The following is a 17,643-nucleotide window of genomic DNA, read 5'->3' on the forward strand; positions in this document are numbered from 1 at the left end:
TTACTTTTTTTAACTGGGCGGTTGCCAAGGCTGAGTGCAACACAGCTATTGAGTTAAGGAGGGGGGCTGGTGATGCTTAGCCATCATAGCCGTCATCATTTCAATGGGGCATTTGTAATCAAATCGCTGACGCGGACGGATGTTCAACTGGTACGCAATGGCATCCAGTTGCTCCTGACTTACACCTGACAGATCGGCTCCCTTAGGCAAATACTGGCGGATCAATCCGTTAATGTTTTCGTTGCTGCCCCGCTGCCAAGGGCTGTGCGGGTCGCAGAAGTAGATCGCCACGCCAGTGCGCTGGGTGATTTCAGCGTGCCGCGCCATTTCACGACCCCTGTCATACGTCAGCGTTTTACGCGCCGCCAGTGGCATACGATTCAATGCCGCACTAAAGCCCTCAACAGCCGAGGTGGCCGTCGCATCGTTCATCCTGACCAGCATCAGATAGCCTGTACTTCGCTCCACCAGGGTCCCGACAGCCGATGCATTGGCCTTGCCCTTTATGAGATCGCCTTCCCAATGGCCCGGCATTTGCCGATCCTCTACCTCTGGCGGTCGTACGTGAATGCTGACCAGATCAGGGATTTGACCGCGCCGGTCAACACCGCCAGACCGTGGGCGCCTGGTGGTGTTGCCTTGGCGAAGGCAGATGATCAGTTCCTTGCGAAGCTCGCCCACTGGCAGCGCATAGATGGCGTTGTAGATGGTCTCGCGACAGACGAAGGTGTCTTCAAAGTTAGGAAATTCCATGGACCTGAGCTTGCCTGCAATTTGCTGTGGGGAAAAGCGTTGTCGCAACAGATAGACCACAAGATCGAACAGGTCGCTGCCTGGGACCAGCTTTAGCGCAGGGCGGCAGACCTGGCGGCGAGAGCGCATGTGTTGCTGGGCTTGGCTGGCTGAATAGCGATGAGCGGTCAGACTGTTGCGGCGCACTTCGCGGCTGATGGTCGAAGGGCTTCGGTCGAGCATCCTGGCAATGGCCCTCAGGCTCAGGCCCTGAAGAGTGCCTATTTGGATGGTCACGCGTTCTTCGATGTTGAGCTCTTGATAGGACATAGGCATACCGTACCGGAAAGGTCAGGTGTTGCACTCAGTTTTTGCCGCTATCCTGCGTTTTCTTCGATCCTGCCTTCCATGTGTAAATTTCCTAATAGTTATGAACAAACGGATTAGTTTGCTCACCACTAGCCTGTATGCCTAAAGCGCTACCAGTCAGGCTGAACCAGTTCCTCTACATCCCCACGCTGGCTACTTGCTTCCACCTAGATACACATAGTGTCTCAAAAACGCTGGATCTGATCGCTTTAGGAAATGGGTTCGCTGTGCTTAAATCTTTACCACCACTCACCTAAAGCTCACTTATGAAAAACCGCTCGTACCTCTTCGCTGCTATCTTTTCGACATCAGCCCTCGCGAACGAAGGCGAAGAGCCAGTATTTTATGAAACGCTCAACTACAACCTGGAAGAAGTAACCGGCGCTAGCAGGTCAGAGGCGCTAGAGGTTTTAGGCTCGATTAGAGAATTTCAACGCATACAGGGGCTCACTGAGCGTTGTGAAACCCTTTACCACTTAACTCACCCAACAGATCAAAGCGTGGGTTATGGCGCTATTTGCAGCGCCCGCAAGGAACACGCAAAAGGCTTCTTCTGCTGGAATGCAAAGGGCCAGTACTTCGGCTATGCACAAAAACGAGAGGGTGCAGATCCCGGATGGATAGGTAACAGCATCCTTCATGGCTGTGGCGGAGTGGAGGTACCTACCCCTGATTACAGGGGTCCCGAAAACGACATCGAGTTGGTCGATACCCCCGACGGCTTAGAGCTGCCTGACGTTGGGTGGGGGGAAACGCGCCCTGTTAGAACACTACTGCATTACGATCTTAAAGAATTAGGCTTTGAGATAGACCCGGATTGCGAAGATTTTCGCGTAGTAAGCCTTGGCCGAGAAGGAAGCGATTATTATGGAGCCACCTGCGAAATCGACCGCGCCCAAAACAAGGCAGTCTTCTGCTTTGGCAATCCAGAAGGGCGCTTTGGCCTATTTACGCGTCATAGAGACACCTCCAGGTGGACCGAGCTTACTATTTACAGGTTTTGTTGGGGCGAATAACCAACCGCTCATCGCACCCGGTACTAACACTAAACTCAATAAACGTTTCCCATGAAAATACTCTTATCTATCCTACCTACGCTTTTCTCGCCTTTAGCCTTAGCCTGGTTATCTGATGAGGAGCCTTTCTACCCGCAGGTCGGCTATACCCTAGAAGAACTTACAGAGGCTCAAAGGCCAGAGGCATTAGCCCTATTAAGCTCAAAAGAAGAGTTCACACGTATGCGGGGGCTCAAGCGGAGTTGCGAAACCATTTATCAACTGGCCGACTCATCAGGGCAGAGTGTAGGCTACGGCGCACTATGTAAAACTAGCTATGAGAACGAACGGGGGTTCTTCTGTTGGGATGTAACAGGCCAGTATTTCGGTCATTCGCGCAGGACGTATGGGGCAGCCCCTGAGTGGATAGGTGACAGCATTCTTCATGGGTGTGGAGGGGTGCTGGTGTACAACAAGCAGAATTATCACACTAGCGCGGACCCACTGAGCGATTGGGCCCTACCAGAGGTAGGGCCCGGTAAACGGCGGCCAGTGTTAACGATGCTGAAATCAGACATTGAACGCTCAGGTTTCGATATACCCCTGGCCCATTGCGATAACCTACGTTATAGATTTCTTGGCAGAGATAAAAATACTGCCTATGCCGTAATTTGCGAAATAGACGAAAACGGTAAAACTGCACTGCTGTGCTTTGATCACTTTATTGGGCACTTCGGTTTATTTACCCGCTACGAAGATGTTTCCGAATGGGCTGAAAACACTATTTATAGGTTTTGCTGGGGCGGTTAGACTGCTGGTCTTGCAACTATAATAAATTTTCCGCCCCCGAAAGGAACCCTTTATGGGTGTTAGACCACTCATACCTCGGAGTATTGACGCATAGAATTTATCAGAGCCCCTTAAGTACAATACGAGAAAATTAATGGCAAATATTATTAGAATTTTGAGCCGATGCTTACCGTTGTGCCCCACGACATCAGTTCAGACTGATCAAGAACTGGAAAACATGCCACCTGCTATCATAAGGCTTTCTGCTCAAGACCGTCCTTTACCTGTACCAACCCCTGTACTAGCGCTACATGAAATGGTTAACAAACGTCTCAAAAGCTTAACGGAAAAAAAGCGCTTTGAGCCATCTGAGTACCATAGAGATCTGAACCAGCAGATGCAAGACGCCAAGAATCTTAGCTTGATCGCCGATAAGCTTTTGGAAGGCATACATTTCAAACAGCCGGCAGCTCAATTATTTAGCAAGATCTCTGAAAATATCCAGAACTACACACTAATTCGCTACGACTCTAAAGCACTTCGTAACGTATATGAGCTTGCAACACATAAAGAAGGAGACTGCGAATCAATTTGTAAGCTTTATGCATTTTTAGCATGGACGGCAGGTCATAGAGACATACAACTCAAGCAACTCAAAGGAAATTTCAAATTTGAAATAGATGAGAAGTCAATGATACCTGGCCGCTCAAAAGGCGATAGTTTTAACTTTGTTCTGCACACTGTACTTCAGACGCCAGATGACCAAGGACGGCCAATTTACTTTGACCCCCTATTTGGTAAGAAAGTCAATATTTCAGGTTATGGGCTTGATCTAAATAAATACTTGGATGCATCTGACTTGCCGAATAAGGATTAACCTAGGTTATGAAAGCCTCTATAGCCAAACTGTGCGCGTTCCTTATGCGACTTGTTAATTTGCCCGTCGGCATCCCCCCTGCTTTGCGCTATCATGCCCGCTCCGCCAGCGCAGGTATCGCCCCGCCCCATGGATTACCGCAAACCCTCTGAACGCAAGAGCATGCACGCCCGTATCGTCCAGGAGTTGGGCATGCACATTGTGTCTGGCCGCTTTCCGCCCGATCAAAAGCTTCCACCCGAAGCGTCGTTGTGTGAAGAGTATGCGGTCAGCCGGCCGGTGCTGCGTGAGGCAACGCGGGTACTGGTGGCCAAGGGCTTGGTGTATTCGAGGCCGCGCGTGGGCACGGTGGTGAAAGCGCGTCGGGAGTGGCATTTGCTCGACCCCGATGTGTTGCATTGGGTGATGCAAACCACACCACAGAACGAATTCTTCGCGCTGCTCACCAGCGTGCGCTCCATCATAGAGCCTGCCGCCGCCGCACTGGCTGCACAACACGCGACGCCAGAGGATGTCGCCTCCATCGGTGAGGCCTATGACCGTATGGAGCAGGCCGCCACGCCAGAGGCCTTGTTGCAGCCCGATCTGGATTTTCATCGACGCATTGCCGATGCCACCCATAACGATTTGCTGGCGCACCTGTGCAACATGCTAACCATGGCCATGCGCGAGGCATTGCGGCATTCCAATCAACGCCCTAACTTGCATGAGTTCGCCATGCCACGGCACCGGGCGATCCTGACCGCCATCGAAAGCGGCGACCCCCTCGCCGCCCGCCACGCCGCCCTCGTGCAACTGGACGACGCCCGTAACGCACTAAGCGTGGTGCTGGGGCAACAGTTGGGGCTGTAAGCCAAGTTAAGCAACTCGCCCTGCCGGACAGTTTCGCCAACTGGCGTTGGCTGCCACAGAGTAAACGCAGGAGCCAATTCCAGTTGGCGAAACAGGGGTTACGCCAGGCTCTTGCTCACCACCTCGAACACGTCACTGGACAGCGAACCGCTGGCCTTGATGCGTTCGAGCTCACCTTTCATCAAGGCCTGGCGCGCACCGCCCAACTTGCGCCAACGGGTCAGCGGGGTGAGCTGGCGCGCGGCGATTTGTGGGTTAAGGGCATTGAGCTGAATCACCAGGTCGGCCAGGAAGCGATAGCCACTGCCGTCCGGCGCATGGAAGTTCACGTGGTTCTGCCCTGCAAAGGCCCCGATCAACGCGCGCACCTTGTTGGGGTTGCGCAGGCTGAACGCCGGATGCTCCATCAAGGCCTTCACGCGCGCTAAACCGCCGGGCAAAGTGCTGCCCGCCTGCACGCTGAACCACTGGTCCATCACCAGAGGGTTGTCTTTGAAGTGTTCCGCGAAGCTTTCCAGGGCCTTGGCTTTCTCAGCCTCGAAGGGTGAGTTCACCAGCACGGCCAAGGCGGTCAGGCGCTCGGTCATGTTGTCACAGTGCTCGAACTGCTCCAGCGCAGCCGCTAACACCTCATGCCGCCCCGTGAGCATCAGGTAAGACAAGGCAATATTTTGCAGGCTGCGCCGTGCAAAGTGTTCGGCGCTGGCTTCATAGGCCGTTGCACGAGACACCTCGCGGTTCTCGCGGTAGCGCTGCCACAAGGCATCGAACAGCGTCTCTGCGATCTGTGTGCGGGCAAACTCGCGAGCGGCGTGGATAGCGTCCACATCGGCAACGTCGCTGAGCTCCATCAGGTAGGCCTCACCGGGCAGCGAGAGCATCTCGGCTACCATGGCCTGATCCAGCTGGGTGTCGGTGAGCAGGGTGCGGAAGGCTTCGATCAGTCGAGGCTCCAAGGTTAATGCCTTGCCCGCCTGGTGCTGACCGATCAGCTCTTGCAGCACCTGTACCGACAGCTGCTGGCCTGCGTCCCAGCGATTGAAGCCGTCACTGTCGTGCTGCATGAGGAACATCAGCTGGTCACGGTTGTACGGGAACTGCAACTTGACCGGGGCGCTGAAGCCACGCAGCAACGACGGCAGCGGCTGCTGCTCAATGCCGGTGAAGGTAAATGTCTGCTCCTCCTCGGTAACTGACAGCACACGCGTAGTGGCGCCAGGGGCGGCCTCACCCTGCAACTGCAAGGGAATGTCCTGGCCCTGGCTGTCGAGCAGCCCCAGCTCTACCGGGATAACGAACGGAAGTTTTTCTGCGCTTTCCGGGGTCGCCGGGCAGTGTTGACGGAAGGTCAGGCTGTAAGTACGGGCAGCGGCGTCGAAGGTCTGCGCAACGGCCAAACGTGGCGTGCCCGCCTGGCTGTACCAGCGCTTGAACTGGGTCAGGTCGGCGCCGTTGGCATCTTCCATCGCCTTGACGAAGTCATCACAGGTCACGGCCTGGCCGTCATGGCGCTCGAAGAACAGGTCACTGCCTTTTCGGAAACCTGCAGGCCCGAACAGCGTGCGCAACATGCGCACCACCTCAGAGCCTTTTTCGTACACCGTCAGGGTGTAGAAGTTGGAGATTTCCATGAAGCTGGACGGCCGTACCGGGTGTGCCATGGGGCCGGCGTCTTCGGCAAACTGGTGCGTGCGCAGGTAGGCCACGTCTTCTACACGCTTGACCGTGGCCGAATTCATGTCGGCCGAAAACTCCGCATCGCGGAACACCGTGAAGCCTTCCTTCAAGGACAACTGGAACCAGTCGCGGCAGGTCACTCGGTTGCCTGTCCAGTTGTGGAAGTATTCGTGGGCCACCACCGCTTCCACGCGCTGGTGAGCGGCGTCGGTCGCCGTCTCGGCCTTGGCCAGCACGCAGCTGGAGTTGAAGATGTTCAGGCCTTTGTTTTCCATGGCCCCCATGTTGAAGTCGTTGACCGCCACGATCATGAAGATGTCGAGGTCATACTCGCGCCCGTACACCTCTTCGTCCCAACGCATGGACTTTTTAAGGCTGGTCATGGCGTGCTGGCACTTGTCGATATTCTCAGGCTCGACATAAATGCGCAGGGTGACATCGCGGCCCGAAGCCCGCGTAAAGATATCCTCGATGCACCACAGGTCCCCGGCTACCAACGCAAACAGGTACGCCGGCTTCATGAAGGGGTCTTCCCAGGTCGCCCAGTGGCGGCCGTCTTCACCCTCGCCGCTGGCAACCGGGTTGCCGTTGGACAACAGGATCGGGTAACGCTGCTTGTCTGCACTCAGGCTGGTGGTGAACCGGCTCATTACGTCCGGGCGGTCCAGATACCAGGTGATCTTGCGAAAGCCCTCAGCCTCGCACTGGGTACAAAACATCTTGCCGGACTTGTACAGGCCCTCCAGGGCCGTGTTGGTTTCCGGATGAATGCGCGCGCTGGTGTCCACCACAAAGCTCGCTGCTGTGGGCTGCAGGGTCAGGTGCATGTCATCCAGGGTATAGGTGTCGGCGTTCAGGTCCTGGTCATCGAGCTTGAGCGACAGCAGTTCCAGCTCCTGGCCATCGAGTACCAGCGGCGGCAGCCCTTCCCCGGCCGCAGGGTTGCGGCGCATGACCAACTGCGCATGGACCAGCGTGTGGTCTTCATGCAGTTCGAAGGTCAGGTGGGTCTCGTCGATCAGGTAGTCGGGGGCCCGGTAATCTTTCAGGTAGATCGTTTTGGGCTGTTCGGTGCGCATGGCCTTTCCTTCTACTGGTGCACGGCGAGCTGATAGGCCGTGTATTTGCGAATGTTGATCACGCCGGTGTCGAATATGAGGTATTGACCCTTGATGCCCATGAGTGTGCCTTCGGCGATCGGGTCCTTGTCCAGGTTGAAGCTGGTGATCTTGGTAGGGTAAGCCTGCACGGGGTACTCGATGCGCATCACCTCGGCATCCGGTAGCGGCTGAATAGCCTGCAACCCGAAGCGGTCTTGAAGCATGGTGAGGCCTGCGGCGCAGCTGTCGAATAGCTGCTCGCGCACGCCAATCAGGTCAACTTCATTGGCTGCGCCTTTGAGCAAGGCACGCCAGTTGGTCCGGTCGGCCACCTGGGAGCGGAACAGGTCTTCCACCAGCCCCGATTGCTGCCGCGTGTACACGCGCAGAATCGGTAACCCCTGGATAGCACCTTGGTCAAGCCATCGAGTAGGCAACTGGGTGGAGCGTGTGATGCCCACCTTGATGCCTGAGCTGTTAGCGAGGTACACGATGTGATCGGTCATGCAAAATTGCTCGCCCCATGTAGGCTCACGGCACGTGCCCTGATCGTAATGGCAACGCTCCGGGCTCATGATGCACAGGTCACAGGCAGCCAGGCGCGTCATGCAAGGGTAGCAGTAACCCTGGCTATAGCTACTCTTGGTGCGCTTGCCGCACGCGGTGCAATAAATGGCACCCAAGTACTGCAATTTCAGGTGCTGACCCACCAGGGGGTTGAGTGGCACACGGGTATCGCCTACCCGCAAATCGTAGGAGGCCACGTGGCCCTCCATGCGTATGGCCATCTTGCTGACGGAACCACGAACCAGTTCAGTCAATGGATAGCGTCCGACTTGAACACGATATTGGCCACCGGCGCTGCCTTGGAGCTGCATTCCTGGGGGCCCATGTAACCGGTGCGCTGGTCTTCAGGCAGATGCTGCGACTCCCAGGCGATGACGGCCTGCAAGGACAGCTCTTTCTGCTCCTGGGTAAGCTTGCGCCCATCGGGCCATTTGCCGATTTCTACGGCGAGCTTGAGGCTTTCGTAGATGTCCGGCGTAAGGTTTTCGATCATGTCGCTGAAGGTAGTCATTGAGGCGTCCGAGTGTCGTAAAGAAACAAGCGAAGGTCAGGCTATTTTACGGCGGGCAAGCGTTCCGCCCAACAGGCCCGTGACGCAACCGACCAACAACCCGCCCACATGGGCGCCGTTGGCGATTTCGCCAAAGCCCAGCAGGCTGGCAGCGCCCAACAGGCACAGGCCCAGCCATACCAGCATCATGATCAATACCCCTTTGGGCATGTGATAGAGCGGCGTCGGCGCCAGCCAATTAAACAGCCACAGGTGCCCCAGCAGCCCATACAGCACCCCGGACAGGCCACCGAACAGCGCGGGCCCACTCCACAGGTACTGGGTGAGGTTGGAGGTAGCGGCGAACAGCAGCGTGAGGCCGGCCAGGCCCCAGCGGCCCTGGCGCCATTCGATGCGCCGCCCCAGCTCCCAGTACCACAAGCCATTCATGGCCAGGTGAAGAAGGCCGAAGTGTATGAACATGGGGGTAACCAGGCGCCACCATTGCCCTGCTTCGAGGGTTTCGATCCAGGGCTTGAACCAGGCGTAGTCGCCCTCTTGGTGAAAGTCCACGAACGTAAGCCAGTGCAAAGGCTCAAGGTTGTCACCCAGCAAGCTGATGGCACCTACCAGTACGCAGAGCAGTAGCACCGCCATGGTGACCGGGCTGGTGCGCACCTGCTGCCAGAAGCGTGTGGCACGCCCTGGCCCCGGCAAGGCCGCAGGCCCGGCGGTAATAGGCGCACTGTCGCCGTCGGGGTAGCGGTCATACAACTCGCTGACGCGCTCAGCCATGTCCAGGGTGGGGACCCACACCACCTGCTCAGGCCCCTCCTCCGTTACCCGGTAAGGGACCTGAAGGCGTTGCAGCAGGCGAACAAAGCCCCTGAGGTCGAGTGAGACGGGCAAGCGTAAAGCAGGGATGGGTTTCAACGGGAAGGCTCCGGCCGGGTAACGTCCACCCATACGAACTTGGCGGGGTCTAGTATGGTTTCATCGTCAAGCCGGTACGCGACCAACTTGCCATAGAGCACGGCGCTGTAATCCAGGCAAGCGAGGTTTGGCCGTATCGGTGCCGGGTGGCCGCTGCGCCAGTAATGGCCAACGAACAGCAATGGCTCATCGGTGCCATACCGCAGCAAGGATTGTTTTTCATGGGGGCTTAGAGGCGTACTGGCCACGTCGTCAGGCAAGGCATCTGGCTGGAATACAACATCGCCGTAGGTCTGCGGGTCGTCTTCCCAGAATTTGGTCCGAAAGGAGGCCCTGCTCAGCCCGTCACCGCCGGTAATGGCCAGGCCACCGGGCAGGCGCATGTCGGTACCCCGCAGCAAGCGGTCAAACACATTGGCCGCGAAACTACGTGGCACGCTGGACGCCTGTATGAAATGCGAGTCCACCCGGCCATCGGGGAACAGCTGGCGCAGCGGGTCGATCACGCGGTTGTCCCAACAGGCATGGACAAGACGAAAGCGCCCAGCGTCCACGAACAGCGGCAACTCGTAGAACCAGCTGAGAAAATCTTCCCAGTCCGCCGGATGCTGGGCGAACTGGTCCAGGGTGGCCTGAATCAGCCGACGGTGACGCGGCGTATGCTGGCGAACGAAATCCTGGCCACTGCCCGGCAGCCCTGGCGTGACCCAGCCCAGGGCATTGAATTCGTGATTGCCCATGATGCACCCGGCATGGCCGGCCTCCACCATGTCATGCACGATGTGCAGGGTTTCCCTGATGCCCGGCCCCCGGTCGATGATATCGCCCAGGAACACCGCCTGCCGCGAGGGGTGCTGCCAGATGCCGCCCCGCTGTTTGTAGCCTAGGGTGTCGAGCAACTGTTCAAGGGTATGGGCGCAACCGTGCACGTCGCCAATCAGGTCATACCGCCTGGAGGGGTCCAGCATCACTCGCCTCCGCCGCCCAGCTTGCTGCCCCAGCCAAGCTTGGTGCGGCAGACTTCATAGTAATTGTGGTCAAGGGGGTGAATCAGTCGCAGCTTCTGGGGTTTCTTCTTCACGGTAATGGTGTCGCCCGGCGCGCAGGTGAAGTGGTTTTGACCATCGCAAGACACCTGCGGATAGATCGTCATGTCTTTGGCTACTACGATTTTGAGCTCACTGTTACCGTCTACCACGATAGGGCGACCGCTCAAGGTATGGGGGTACATGGGCACGATTACAATGGCGTCGAGCTTGGGGTGCATGATGGGCCCACCTGCCGATAACGCATAGGCGGTAGAGCCGGTGGGCGTGGCCACGATCAGGCCGTCTGCCTTCTGGCTGCACACGAACTGCCCGTCGATATAAATCTCGAACTCGATCATGCGCGTAGACTTGCCAGGGTGAAGCACCACGTCGTTCAGGGCATCGCCCTGGCCGATCGCCTCGCCATGACGGCGCACCTCGGCTTCAAGCAGGAAGCGGCTTTCAACCAGGTAATGGCCGGCCAGCACCTCGCCGACCTTGGTTTCCAGCTCGTCGGGTTTGATGTCTGTCAAAAAGCCCAGGCTGCCCCGATTAACGCCAAGCACCGGCGTGTGGTGCCGAGCCAATGCCCGGGCCGCGCCCAATAGGCTGCCGTCGCCTCCCACCACGATCACCAGGTCGCATACCTCGCCTAATAGCTTGCGGGTGGAGGTTTGCAGACCGTGGCCTGGAAGCACCTCGGCGATGGTGTCTTCGAGAATCACGTGCAAGTGCCGCTCTACCAGAAACTTCTTCAGCCGGCGGATAGTGTCCAACACCTGCGTGCTACCGAGGCGGCCGATGATACCGATATTACGAAACTGCTCCATGGGGCTCCCAGGGGTTGTATGAGGCGGGGCCTCGATTATGCGGCAAAGCGGCGGGCATACAAAATGCCATACCGTATAGGCTGCGGCCCTCACCTGTTATGCGTTCATCAATCACCTATAACCCGCTATGCTCCACCGATGAATCCATTTTCTTGCCTCAGCACCCTTCCCACCCGCCTGCGCCGCCCGGCAGTCCGTGACCTCGCCTGGGTACTCACGGCCCCTGCCATGCTCAGCCAGGCGCCCTGGGCACAACGGCACCCCCTGCAAGGAAGCGACTGGGCAGCGACGCCTGGGCTGATGGAGCAATGGCTGCACGGGCTCGATGCCGACGATAGCCTTTTGAGTGAATGGCTGAGTATGAGTTCGACCCGCCGTTTAGGCCTGTATTACGAGCGGCTATGGCAGTTCGCATTGCGTCAGGCGCCTGGCGTGGAATTGGTGGCCGCGAACCTGCCCGTGCGGGAAAACGGCACTACCTTGGGCGAGATCGACGTGCTGCTGCGTGACCGCGACGGCGTTCACCACGTAGAGCTTGCAGTAAAGTTTTACCTAGGCCGGGACGATGCCAGCGGCGAGAGCACGTCCGATTGGCTGGGGCCCAGCCGGGACGACCGCCTGGACAGAAAGCTACTGCACCTGGCGGCCCACCAGCTACCGCTTTCAACGCAACCCGCCGCCCGCCAGCGGCTACAGAGCCTCGGCTTGCCGCCCCCTCAGCCGTGGCTATGGCTAGGCGGGTACCTGTTCTATCCCTGGCACGCCCACGGCGAGGCACCGGCAGGCGCCCACCCCGATCACTTGCGCGGCGACTGGCTGCACCGCTGCCAATGGCCGGCTTTGGCGGCGAATGCGCGGGGCTACTGGCAACCCTTGCCGCGCGCCCAGTGGTTGGCCCCGGCACGCTGCGCAACCCGAGAACTCTGGCCGTTACACGCGTTGGATGAGTGGCTCACGGCGCTCGCACCCGACGCGCCGGCGCAGCTGCTGGTACGCATGGTGCCTCAAGGTGAATGGGCCGTAGAGGCGCAGCGGTTATTCCTGGTGCGTGATGGTTGGCCTGGGTAGCGCTGCACACTACGAGGGTCACGCAGGCCGGGCAGCAGGTCGCGACGGCCGCCAGGCCAGGTAACAGGCCACGCCTACCATGCCCATGAGCAGGCTATAGCCCGCCAATACCCACGGCGTCCACGCACTCAGCGCCAGCAACCCCAGGGGCGTGAGCCCCGCCCACAGCGCATAGGCCAGGTTATAGGTGAGGGAAATGCCTGACACCCGCACGGCCGGCGGGAACAGCCCTACCATGACCGAGGGCACAACGCCCACCACGCCGCTGCATAGGCCGGCGACGGCATAGGCCAGGCCCACACTTGTGGTGTGCAGCATAAGGCTGCCATACAGCATCAACGTACCCAGCGGCAGCAACAGGCTGTACACCCCCAGCGCCCGCCACGGCCCGATACGGTCACTGAGCAGGCCTGCCAGCACGCAGCCCAGGTTGAGGAACACGATGCCGATGCTACTGAGCGCAAAGGTGTCCGCGGCAGGCAGCCCAAAGCGCTGTTGCATCAGGGTGGGCGTGAGCACCACCAGCACCACCACGGCGGTGGTCAGCACGCACGTTAACAAGACCGCAGGCAATAAAGCCTTACGGTGAGCCCGCATCACCTCAGCCAAGGGCAAGGCAGCGCTGGCCTCACGACGCTCGCGCATCGCCAGGAACACGGGCGTTTCGCTAAGCCAACGGCGCAGCCATACCCCTAGCAAGCCAAATACCCCGCCCAGCAAGAACGGCAGCCGCCAGCCGAAGTCCAGCATTTGTTCGGGCGTCAGCGCCTTGGCCAGCGCGGTGGCAATCAGCGCGCCCAGCAGGTAGCCAAATGTCAGGCCTGCCTGAAGGAACCCCAGCGCGTAGCCACGCCGCGCTTTGGGCACGTGTTCAGCCACGAATACCCAGGCGCTGGGCACCTCGCCCCCCACGGCTGCGCCCTGCAATACCCGCAACACCAGCAAGATCGCAGGGGCGAAATAGCCAATGTCGGCATACACGGGCATTACCCCAATCACCAGGCAGGGCAGCGCCATCATCAGGATGCTGAGGCTGAACACCCGCTTGCGCCCCAGCCGGTCGGCGTAGTGAGCCATTACCAAACCGCCCAATGGGCGCGCCAGGTAGCCGGTCACGAAGATACCGAAGCTCTGTAGCAGGCTGAGGGATTTAGGCATGTCAGGCGGAAAGAACAGGTCCGCCAGCAGGGTGGTGAAGAAGACGAAAATAATGAAGTCGTAGATTTCCAGCGCCCCACCCAAGGCCGCCAGGCCAAGGGTTTTGTGGTCTGCGCGGGAGAGTAAGGTGGGTGGGTTGGTGTGGACAGTCATAAGGCTCTAGTACCTATGCCACGTCCCTGTGGCGGTTCTCGAACGGCGCCGGGGCGCCATGGACGCGCGCAGGATAGCAAACCCTAGGGCGCGCAACGGCCCGAGCCGGGAAATCAATGCCTGCTAACAGGCAAAGGCTAGCCTGCTTTGAACTGGCGGCAGGCTTCCCCGAAGGCGTCGAACAACTGCACCGACACCGGGTTCTGTGACGCCTGCCATTCAGGATGCCATTGCACGCCCACCAGGAAGGGTGAAAGCGTTGGCGCGTGAAACGCTTCGATCACGCCATCAGGCGCCCTCCCCAACACCTCAAGGCCTGCGGCCAGGCGGTCGATGCCTTGGCCATGCAGCGAATTCACACGAATGCTCTCGCGCCCCAGCACCTGGGTCAGCCAGCTATCAGGCTCAAGGTTTACCCCATGGCTATCAGCATATTGCTGCGCAACCGGGGCCTCAGGGTTTTCTCGGTGGTCCTCAACACCGGGTAAGGCATACAGCTTTTGGTGAATGTCGCCGCCCAAGGCCACGTTCACCTCTTGCATACCCCGACAGATGGCAAAGAGCGGCAAGCCACGGGCAAGTGCGCCATGGATCAGCGCCAGGTCGAACCGGTCACGCTCGGGATCCTGGGGTTTTTCAGGGGTAAGGTTTTCTTGGCCGTACAGTGCCGGGTCGATGTTCGAACCGGCGCCTGTCAGATAAACGCCGTCGGCCATGTCCAGGTACGCGTCCAGCGCGCCTATGCCGCAGCAGGTGGGCACCAGCACCGGCACGCAGCCGGCAATCTCCACTAAGGGCGTGATGTATTTATGGGTCATGACCTGGTACAGGTGGCCTTTGCGCTCTTGCACGCCCATGGTCATCAGGACGACCGGCATAGACCGGCTTTTTGAAGTTACGCTGTTCACGAAGCACCGCCAGGGAAGGTCTGTTGTAAAACATTTCAATCACAACACAGAGCAGCAGCCTTGATTGAAGGCCAGTTCATCCGTGAGGGGAGATCAGTGTCAAACATACTAGACGATCCCCCAAGCTGGCGGCAACGTACCCACCGGAAGTTTCAAACGGCCTGGGGTGGCTCGGGCGCCAAGGGCAAGCGCAGCTCCACCAGCAACCCTTGAGGCAGCGGGTAGAACCGCAATTGCCCGTGGCAGCGCTGCACAATGGCGTCCACAATTGCCAACCCCAACCCGCAACCCTGGCTACGCGAGGAGCGCCAGAACCGCTCGGTGAGGTGTGCCAATTCATCAGGCCCCAAGCCCGGCCCCTGGTCGCGGACCCTGAACACCGCCTGCTCACCGTCACGCAGCACCTCTAACTGCACCGCCCCTGCGCTGCCGCCATGGCGCACCGCATTTTCCAGCAGGTTACGCAAGGCTACCACCGCCAGCGTGAAGGGGACGGCCAAGGCAACCTGGGCACTGCCCTCTTGTAACACCGCCTGTATAGGGTGCGTCGCCTGGGCCCGGGTGTCATTGATGGCCAAACGGGCCACGTCAGCGACGGGGCTAAGGTCGCTGTCCTCGAACGCCAGGCGGCCCTCTACCCGCGCCAGCAGCAACAATTGCTCCAGGGTGCGGTGCAGGCGGTCAGCGCCCTCCTCCGCCTGGGCAAGTGCCGCGTCCTGCGCAGCTCCATGGGTGAGTTGGGCCACCTGCAGGTGCGTTTTAATCGCCGTGAGCGGGCTGCGCAGCTCATGGGCAGCGTCGTCGGTCAGGCGGCGTTCACGCTCCATGGCCTGACCAATACGGGCGAACAGTTGGTTCTGGGTGTGTACCAACGGCCGAAGCTCTGCTGGCAAGCGACGGCTGCACAGAGGCTCAAGCGAATCGGCGCGGCGCTGGGTCAGGGCATCGCGAATACGGTTGAGGGGCGCCAGGCCTTGCCCAACCCCAAGCCACAGCACGCCTAGGCTGCCGAGTAATGCCATGAACACGGGCACCGACGCGGCCAGCACCACCGACCGGTTCAAGGCTTCGCGCTCCTGTTGACGGTCGGCCGTGGTGATACGTACGTCGCCGTGGCTGAGGGTAAAACTGCGCCAGTGCTCGCCATCGATCAATTTGTCGTGAAAGCCCATGCCCTCTTCACCCAAGGCGGCTTCCACGCCTTGCTGACTGGTCGCAAGGATCTCGCCACGCAAGGAGCTGACCTTGCACGCCATGCCATCGGGAAGGCTGCCTTGGTCGGCCGTGATAGCGGCGCCCGGCGCCGCGCTCGCCAAGGGCTGAGGCAATTGTTGAACCAGCCCTGCCACCATGCGCGCAGAGGCCACCAGGCGTTGGTCCAGGGAAAACATCATCTGCCCACGCAAGTCACGAAACATCCAGGCTGCTGCCAGCGCCCAAATCACCAGGAAGGCAATACCCAGGATCAGCATCAGCCGTAACCGCAAGCTCATGGCTGCTCCCGCCCTGCAGTGCCCGCCGGGCCCAGGCGATACCCCAAGCCGCGTACGGTTTCGACGATCCCATTACCCAACTTGCGCCGCAGGTAGTGAATGTGAACGTTCAACGCGTTGCTTTCGACCTCATCGTTAAAGCCATACAGGCTGTCCTTGAGCTGCTCGGCACTCAGCACCCGGCCGCGATGCTGAAGCAGGGCATGAAGCAGGGCCTGCTCGCGCCGTGACAGGTCGACCGGCTGCCCGTGCAGCCAGGTTTCGCGGGTGCCGGGGTCGTGGCACAACGGGCCATGCTCGATACGGTTGAGGGTGCGGCCGGCCATGCGCCGCAATAACGTGTGCAGGCGCGCATTGAGCTCGCGCAGGTCGAAGGGCTTGAGGAGGTAATCATCAGCGCCTGCTTCAAGGCCGGTCACGCGGTCCGTGACGGCATCGCGCGCGGTCAACACCAGCACCGGCAAGGTCAGGCCCTGGTGTCGAAGGCGCGTTAACAGCTTGAGGCCGTCTTCATCGGGCAGGCCGAGGTCCAGGATCATCACGTCGAAATGGGCCACGCTGAGCAACCCTTCAGCGGCGCTGGCGGTACCGACCCGGTCCACCACCGCGCCCTGGGCGGCCAAGCCGGCAACGATGCCGCTGGCGATAAGGTCGTGGTCTTCACAAAGCAATACGTGCATGGCAGTAACCTGTTGACAGGCCCACAGCCTACACCTGGGAGGATTAACCCTGCATTATCCGCTTCGCCAGGGTGGTTAACGCCCGTTTAACCCTCTTTGGCCAGCCTGTGAGCCGACCCTTGCTGGAGCGCCCTATGCTAAGCCTCTCCCTCGGCCCGTTGGCCCTCTCCACCGCCCACCTCGTGCTGCTTGCGGCCCTGGGCCTGGCCACCTGGGTAGGCCACCGCTTCGCACCAAAGGCCCTGCGACAACCGGTAGGTACGGAGGTGTTCTGGCTGTTCGTCGGTGCCTTGCTGGTGGCGCGGTTGGGCTTTGTGGTGGTGTACCGGGCGCACTACCACGCCAACCCTTGGCAAGCGCTAGACCCGCGTGACGGGGGCTTCTTGCCTGCCTTGGGCGTGGCGGCGGTCGTAGTGTTCACAGTGCTCAGGGGCTGGCGGCGCCCGCAGGCGCGCAAGGCATTGGGCCTGAGCCTGGCCACAGGCCTGGTGGTGTGGGGGGTGGGCAACGCGGCACTGTGCTGGCGAGACGATACGGCACTGCCTACCTTAGCACTGGCCGACGCACACGGCGCTCCGACCCGTTTGGCGCGCTATCAAGGGCAACCTATGGTGGTCAACCTCTGGGCCACCTGGTGCCCTCCTTGCCGACGTGAAATGCCTGTGCTGGTCGCCGCCCAACAGCAGCACCCAGGCATCCGCTTCGTGTTCGTAAACCAGGGCGAAAGCGTTGCGACCGCAGCCACCTTCCTCAGCACCGTAGGCCTCGACCTCCAGCACGTGCTGTTCGACGCCAACGGCGCCCTGCTCAAACACGTTGGGGCAATGGCTCTGCCCACTACGCTCTTTTACAGCGCCGACGGTCGCCTGGTGGGCAGCCACCTCGGCGCGCTGTCGCCGGCCAGCCTTGCCCATGCACTGGAGGTATTCGATCGCTAGCCGGGT

The 17,643-nt window shown here is 59.7% G+C and carries 17 protein-coding genes; 6 read left to right on the forward strand and 11 right to left on the reverse strand.

The features are described 5' to 3' along the window. Window positions 1–45 precede the first annotated feature (45 nt). A complete protein-coding gene (locus AC4LE2_RS12555) occupies window positions 46–1,062 on the reverse strand; it encodes an IS30 family transposase (RefSeq protein WP_491823487.1) in 1,017 nt (338 codons plus the stop codon). 305 nt (window positions 1,063–1,367) lie between these two features. Here AC4LE2_RS12555 and AC4LE2_RS12560 point away from each other — a divergent pair, with 305 nt between their 5' ends. From AC4LE2_RS12560 to AC4LE2_RS12575, 4 genes are all read left to right on the forward strand, one after another. Next, on the forward strand, window positions 1,368–2,117 hold the full coding sequence (locus tag AC4LE2_RS12560; protein WP_491826077.1) for a hypothetical protein: 750 nt from the start codon (window positions 1,368–1,370) through the stop codon (window positions 2,115–2,117). A 51-nt stretch (window positions 2,118–2,168) separates the two neighbouring features. Then, window positions 2,169–2,906 (forward strand): hypothetical protein, encoded by a 738-nt coding sequence (locus AC4LE2_RS12565; RefSeq protein WP_491826078.1) that lies wholly within the window; start codon window positions 2,169–2,171, stop codon window positions 2,904–2,906. A 133-nt stretch (window positions 2,907–3,039) separates the two neighbouring features. Beyond that, window positions 3,040–3,762 (forward strand): hypothetical protein, encoded by a 723-nt coding sequence (locus AC4LE2_RS12570; RefSeq protein ID WP_491826079.1) that lies wholly within the window; start codon window positions 3,040–3,042, stop codon window positions 3,760–3,762. A gap of 129 nt (window positions 3,763–3,891) precedes the next feature. After that, complete coding sequence (locus AC4LE2_RS12575) at window positions 3,892–4,614, forward strand: FadR/GntR family transcriptional regulator (protein WP_491828125.1); 723 nt, start codon at window positions 3,892–3,894, stop codon at window positions 4,612–4,614. A gap of 98 nt (window positions 4,615–4,712) precedes the next feature. Here the strand turns inward: AC4LE2_RS12575 and pepN are convergent, their stop codons facing one another. Genes pepN through AC4LE2_RS12605 form a run of 6 tightly spaced genes read right to left on the reverse strand, consistent with a single transcriptional unit; the run spans window position 4,713 to window position 11,239 of the window. After that, window positions 4,713–7,370 (reverse strand): aminopeptidase N, encoded by a 2,658-nt coding sequence (pepN, locus tag AC4LE2_RS12580; protein ID WP_491826080.1) that lies wholly within the window; start codon window positions 7,368–7,370, stop codon window positions 4,713–4,715. Window positions 7,371–7,381: 11 nt separating this feature from the next. Next, window positions 7,382–8,212 carry a DUF2797 domain-containing protein gene (locus tag AC4LE2_RS12585; RefSeq protein WP_491826081.1) on the reverse strand — a complete coding sequence of 277 codons (831 nt, stop codon included), beginning with the start codon at window positions 8,210–8,212 and terminating at the stop codon, window positions 7,382–7,384. Next, window positions 8,209–8,469, reverse strand: a complete 261-nt coding sequence (locus AC4LE2_RS12590; RefSeq protein ID WP_491826082.1) for a YeaC family protein — start codon at window positions 8,467–8,469, stop codon at window positions 8,209–8,211. The genes AC4LE2_RS12585 and AC4LE2_RS12590 overlap by 4 nt, the downstream gene beginning before the upstream one ends. A gap of 36 nt (window positions 8,470–8,505) precedes the next feature. Beyond that, the gene (locus AC4LE2_RS12595) at window positions 8,506–9,381 is read right to left on the reverse strand and encodes a rhomboid family intramembrane serine protease (protein ID WP_491826083.1); all 876 of its coding nucleotides are present in this window, start codon (window positions 9,379–9,381) and stop codon (window positions 8,506–8,508) included. Further along, window positions 9,378–10,349, reverse strand: coding sequence for a metallophosphoesterase (locus tag AC4LE2_RS12600; RefSeq protein WP_491826084.1), 972 nt, complete (start codon window positions 10,347–10,349; stop codon window positions 9,378–9,380). Before AC4LE2_RS12600 ends, AC4LE2_RS12595 begins: the two co-directional genes overlap by 4 nt. Next, window positions 10,349–11,239, reverse strand: a complete 891-nt coding sequence (locus AC4LE2_RS12605; protein ID WP_491826085.1) for an NAD(+) kinase — start codon at window positions 11,237–11,239, stop codon at window positions 10,349–10,351. The genes AC4LE2_RS12600 and AC4LE2_RS12605 overlap by 1 nt, the downstream gene beginning before the upstream one ends. Window positions 11,240–11,377: 138 nt before the next feature. Here AC4LE2_RS12605 and AC4LE2_RS12610 point away from each other — a divergent pair, with 138 nt between their 5' ends. Continuing rightward, the gene (locus AC4LE2_RS12610) at window positions 11,378–12,307 is read left to right on the forward strand and encodes a DUF1853 family protein (RefSeq protein ID WP_491826086.1); all 930 of its coding nucleotides are present in this window, start codon (window positions 11,378–11,380) and stop codon (window positions 12,305–12,307) included. 18 nt (window positions 12,308–12,325) lie between these two features. Here the strand turns inward: AC4LE2_RS12610 and AC4LE2_RS12615 are convergent, their stop codons facing one another. The 4 genes from AC4LE2_RS12615 to AC4LE2_RS12630 form a co-directional block, all read right to left on the reverse strand. Continuing rightward, window positions 12,326–13,618, reverse strand: coding sequence for an MFS transporter (locus AC4LE2_RS12615; RefSeq protein ID WP_491826087.1), 1,293 nt, complete (start codon window positions 13,616–13,618; stop codon window positions 12,326–12,328). A 137-nt stretch (window positions 13,619–13,755) separates the two neighbouring features. Further along, window positions 13,756–14,496: a gamma-glutamyl-gamma-aminobutyrate hydrolase family protein gene (locus AC4LE2_RS12620; RefSeq protein ID WP_491826088.1), complete on the reverse strand. Its 741-nt coding sequence runs from the start codon at window positions 14,494–14,496 to the stop codon at window positions 13,756–13,758. Window positions 14,497–14,678: 182 nt separating this feature from the next. After that, complete coding sequence (locus AC4LE2_RS12625) at window positions 14,679–16,019, reverse strand: ATP-binding protein (protein ID WP_491826089.1); 1,341 nt, start codon at window positions 16,017–16,019, stop codon at window positions 14,679–14,681. Further along, window positions 16,016–16,699, reverse strand: a complete 684-nt coding sequence (locus AC4LE2_RS12630) for a response regulator (protein WP_491826090.1) — start codon at window positions 16,697–16,699, stop codon at window positions 16,016–16,018. The genes AC4LE2_RS12625 and AC4LE2_RS12630 overlap by 4 nt, the downstream gene beginning before the upstream one ends. Window positions 16,700–16,833: 134 nt before the next feature. Between AC4LE2_RS12630 and AC4LE2_RS12635 the strand changes: the two genes are divergently transcribed. Then, window positions 16,834–17,637, forward strand: a complete 804-nt coding sequence (locus AC4LE2_RS12635; RefSeq protein WP_491826091.1) for a TlpA family protein disulfide reductase — start codon at window positions 16,834–16,836, stop codon at window positions 17,635–17,637. Window positions 17,638–17,643: the final 6 nt, after the last annotated feature.

Source organism: Pseudomonas sp. 9.3L (assembly GCF_058536285.1).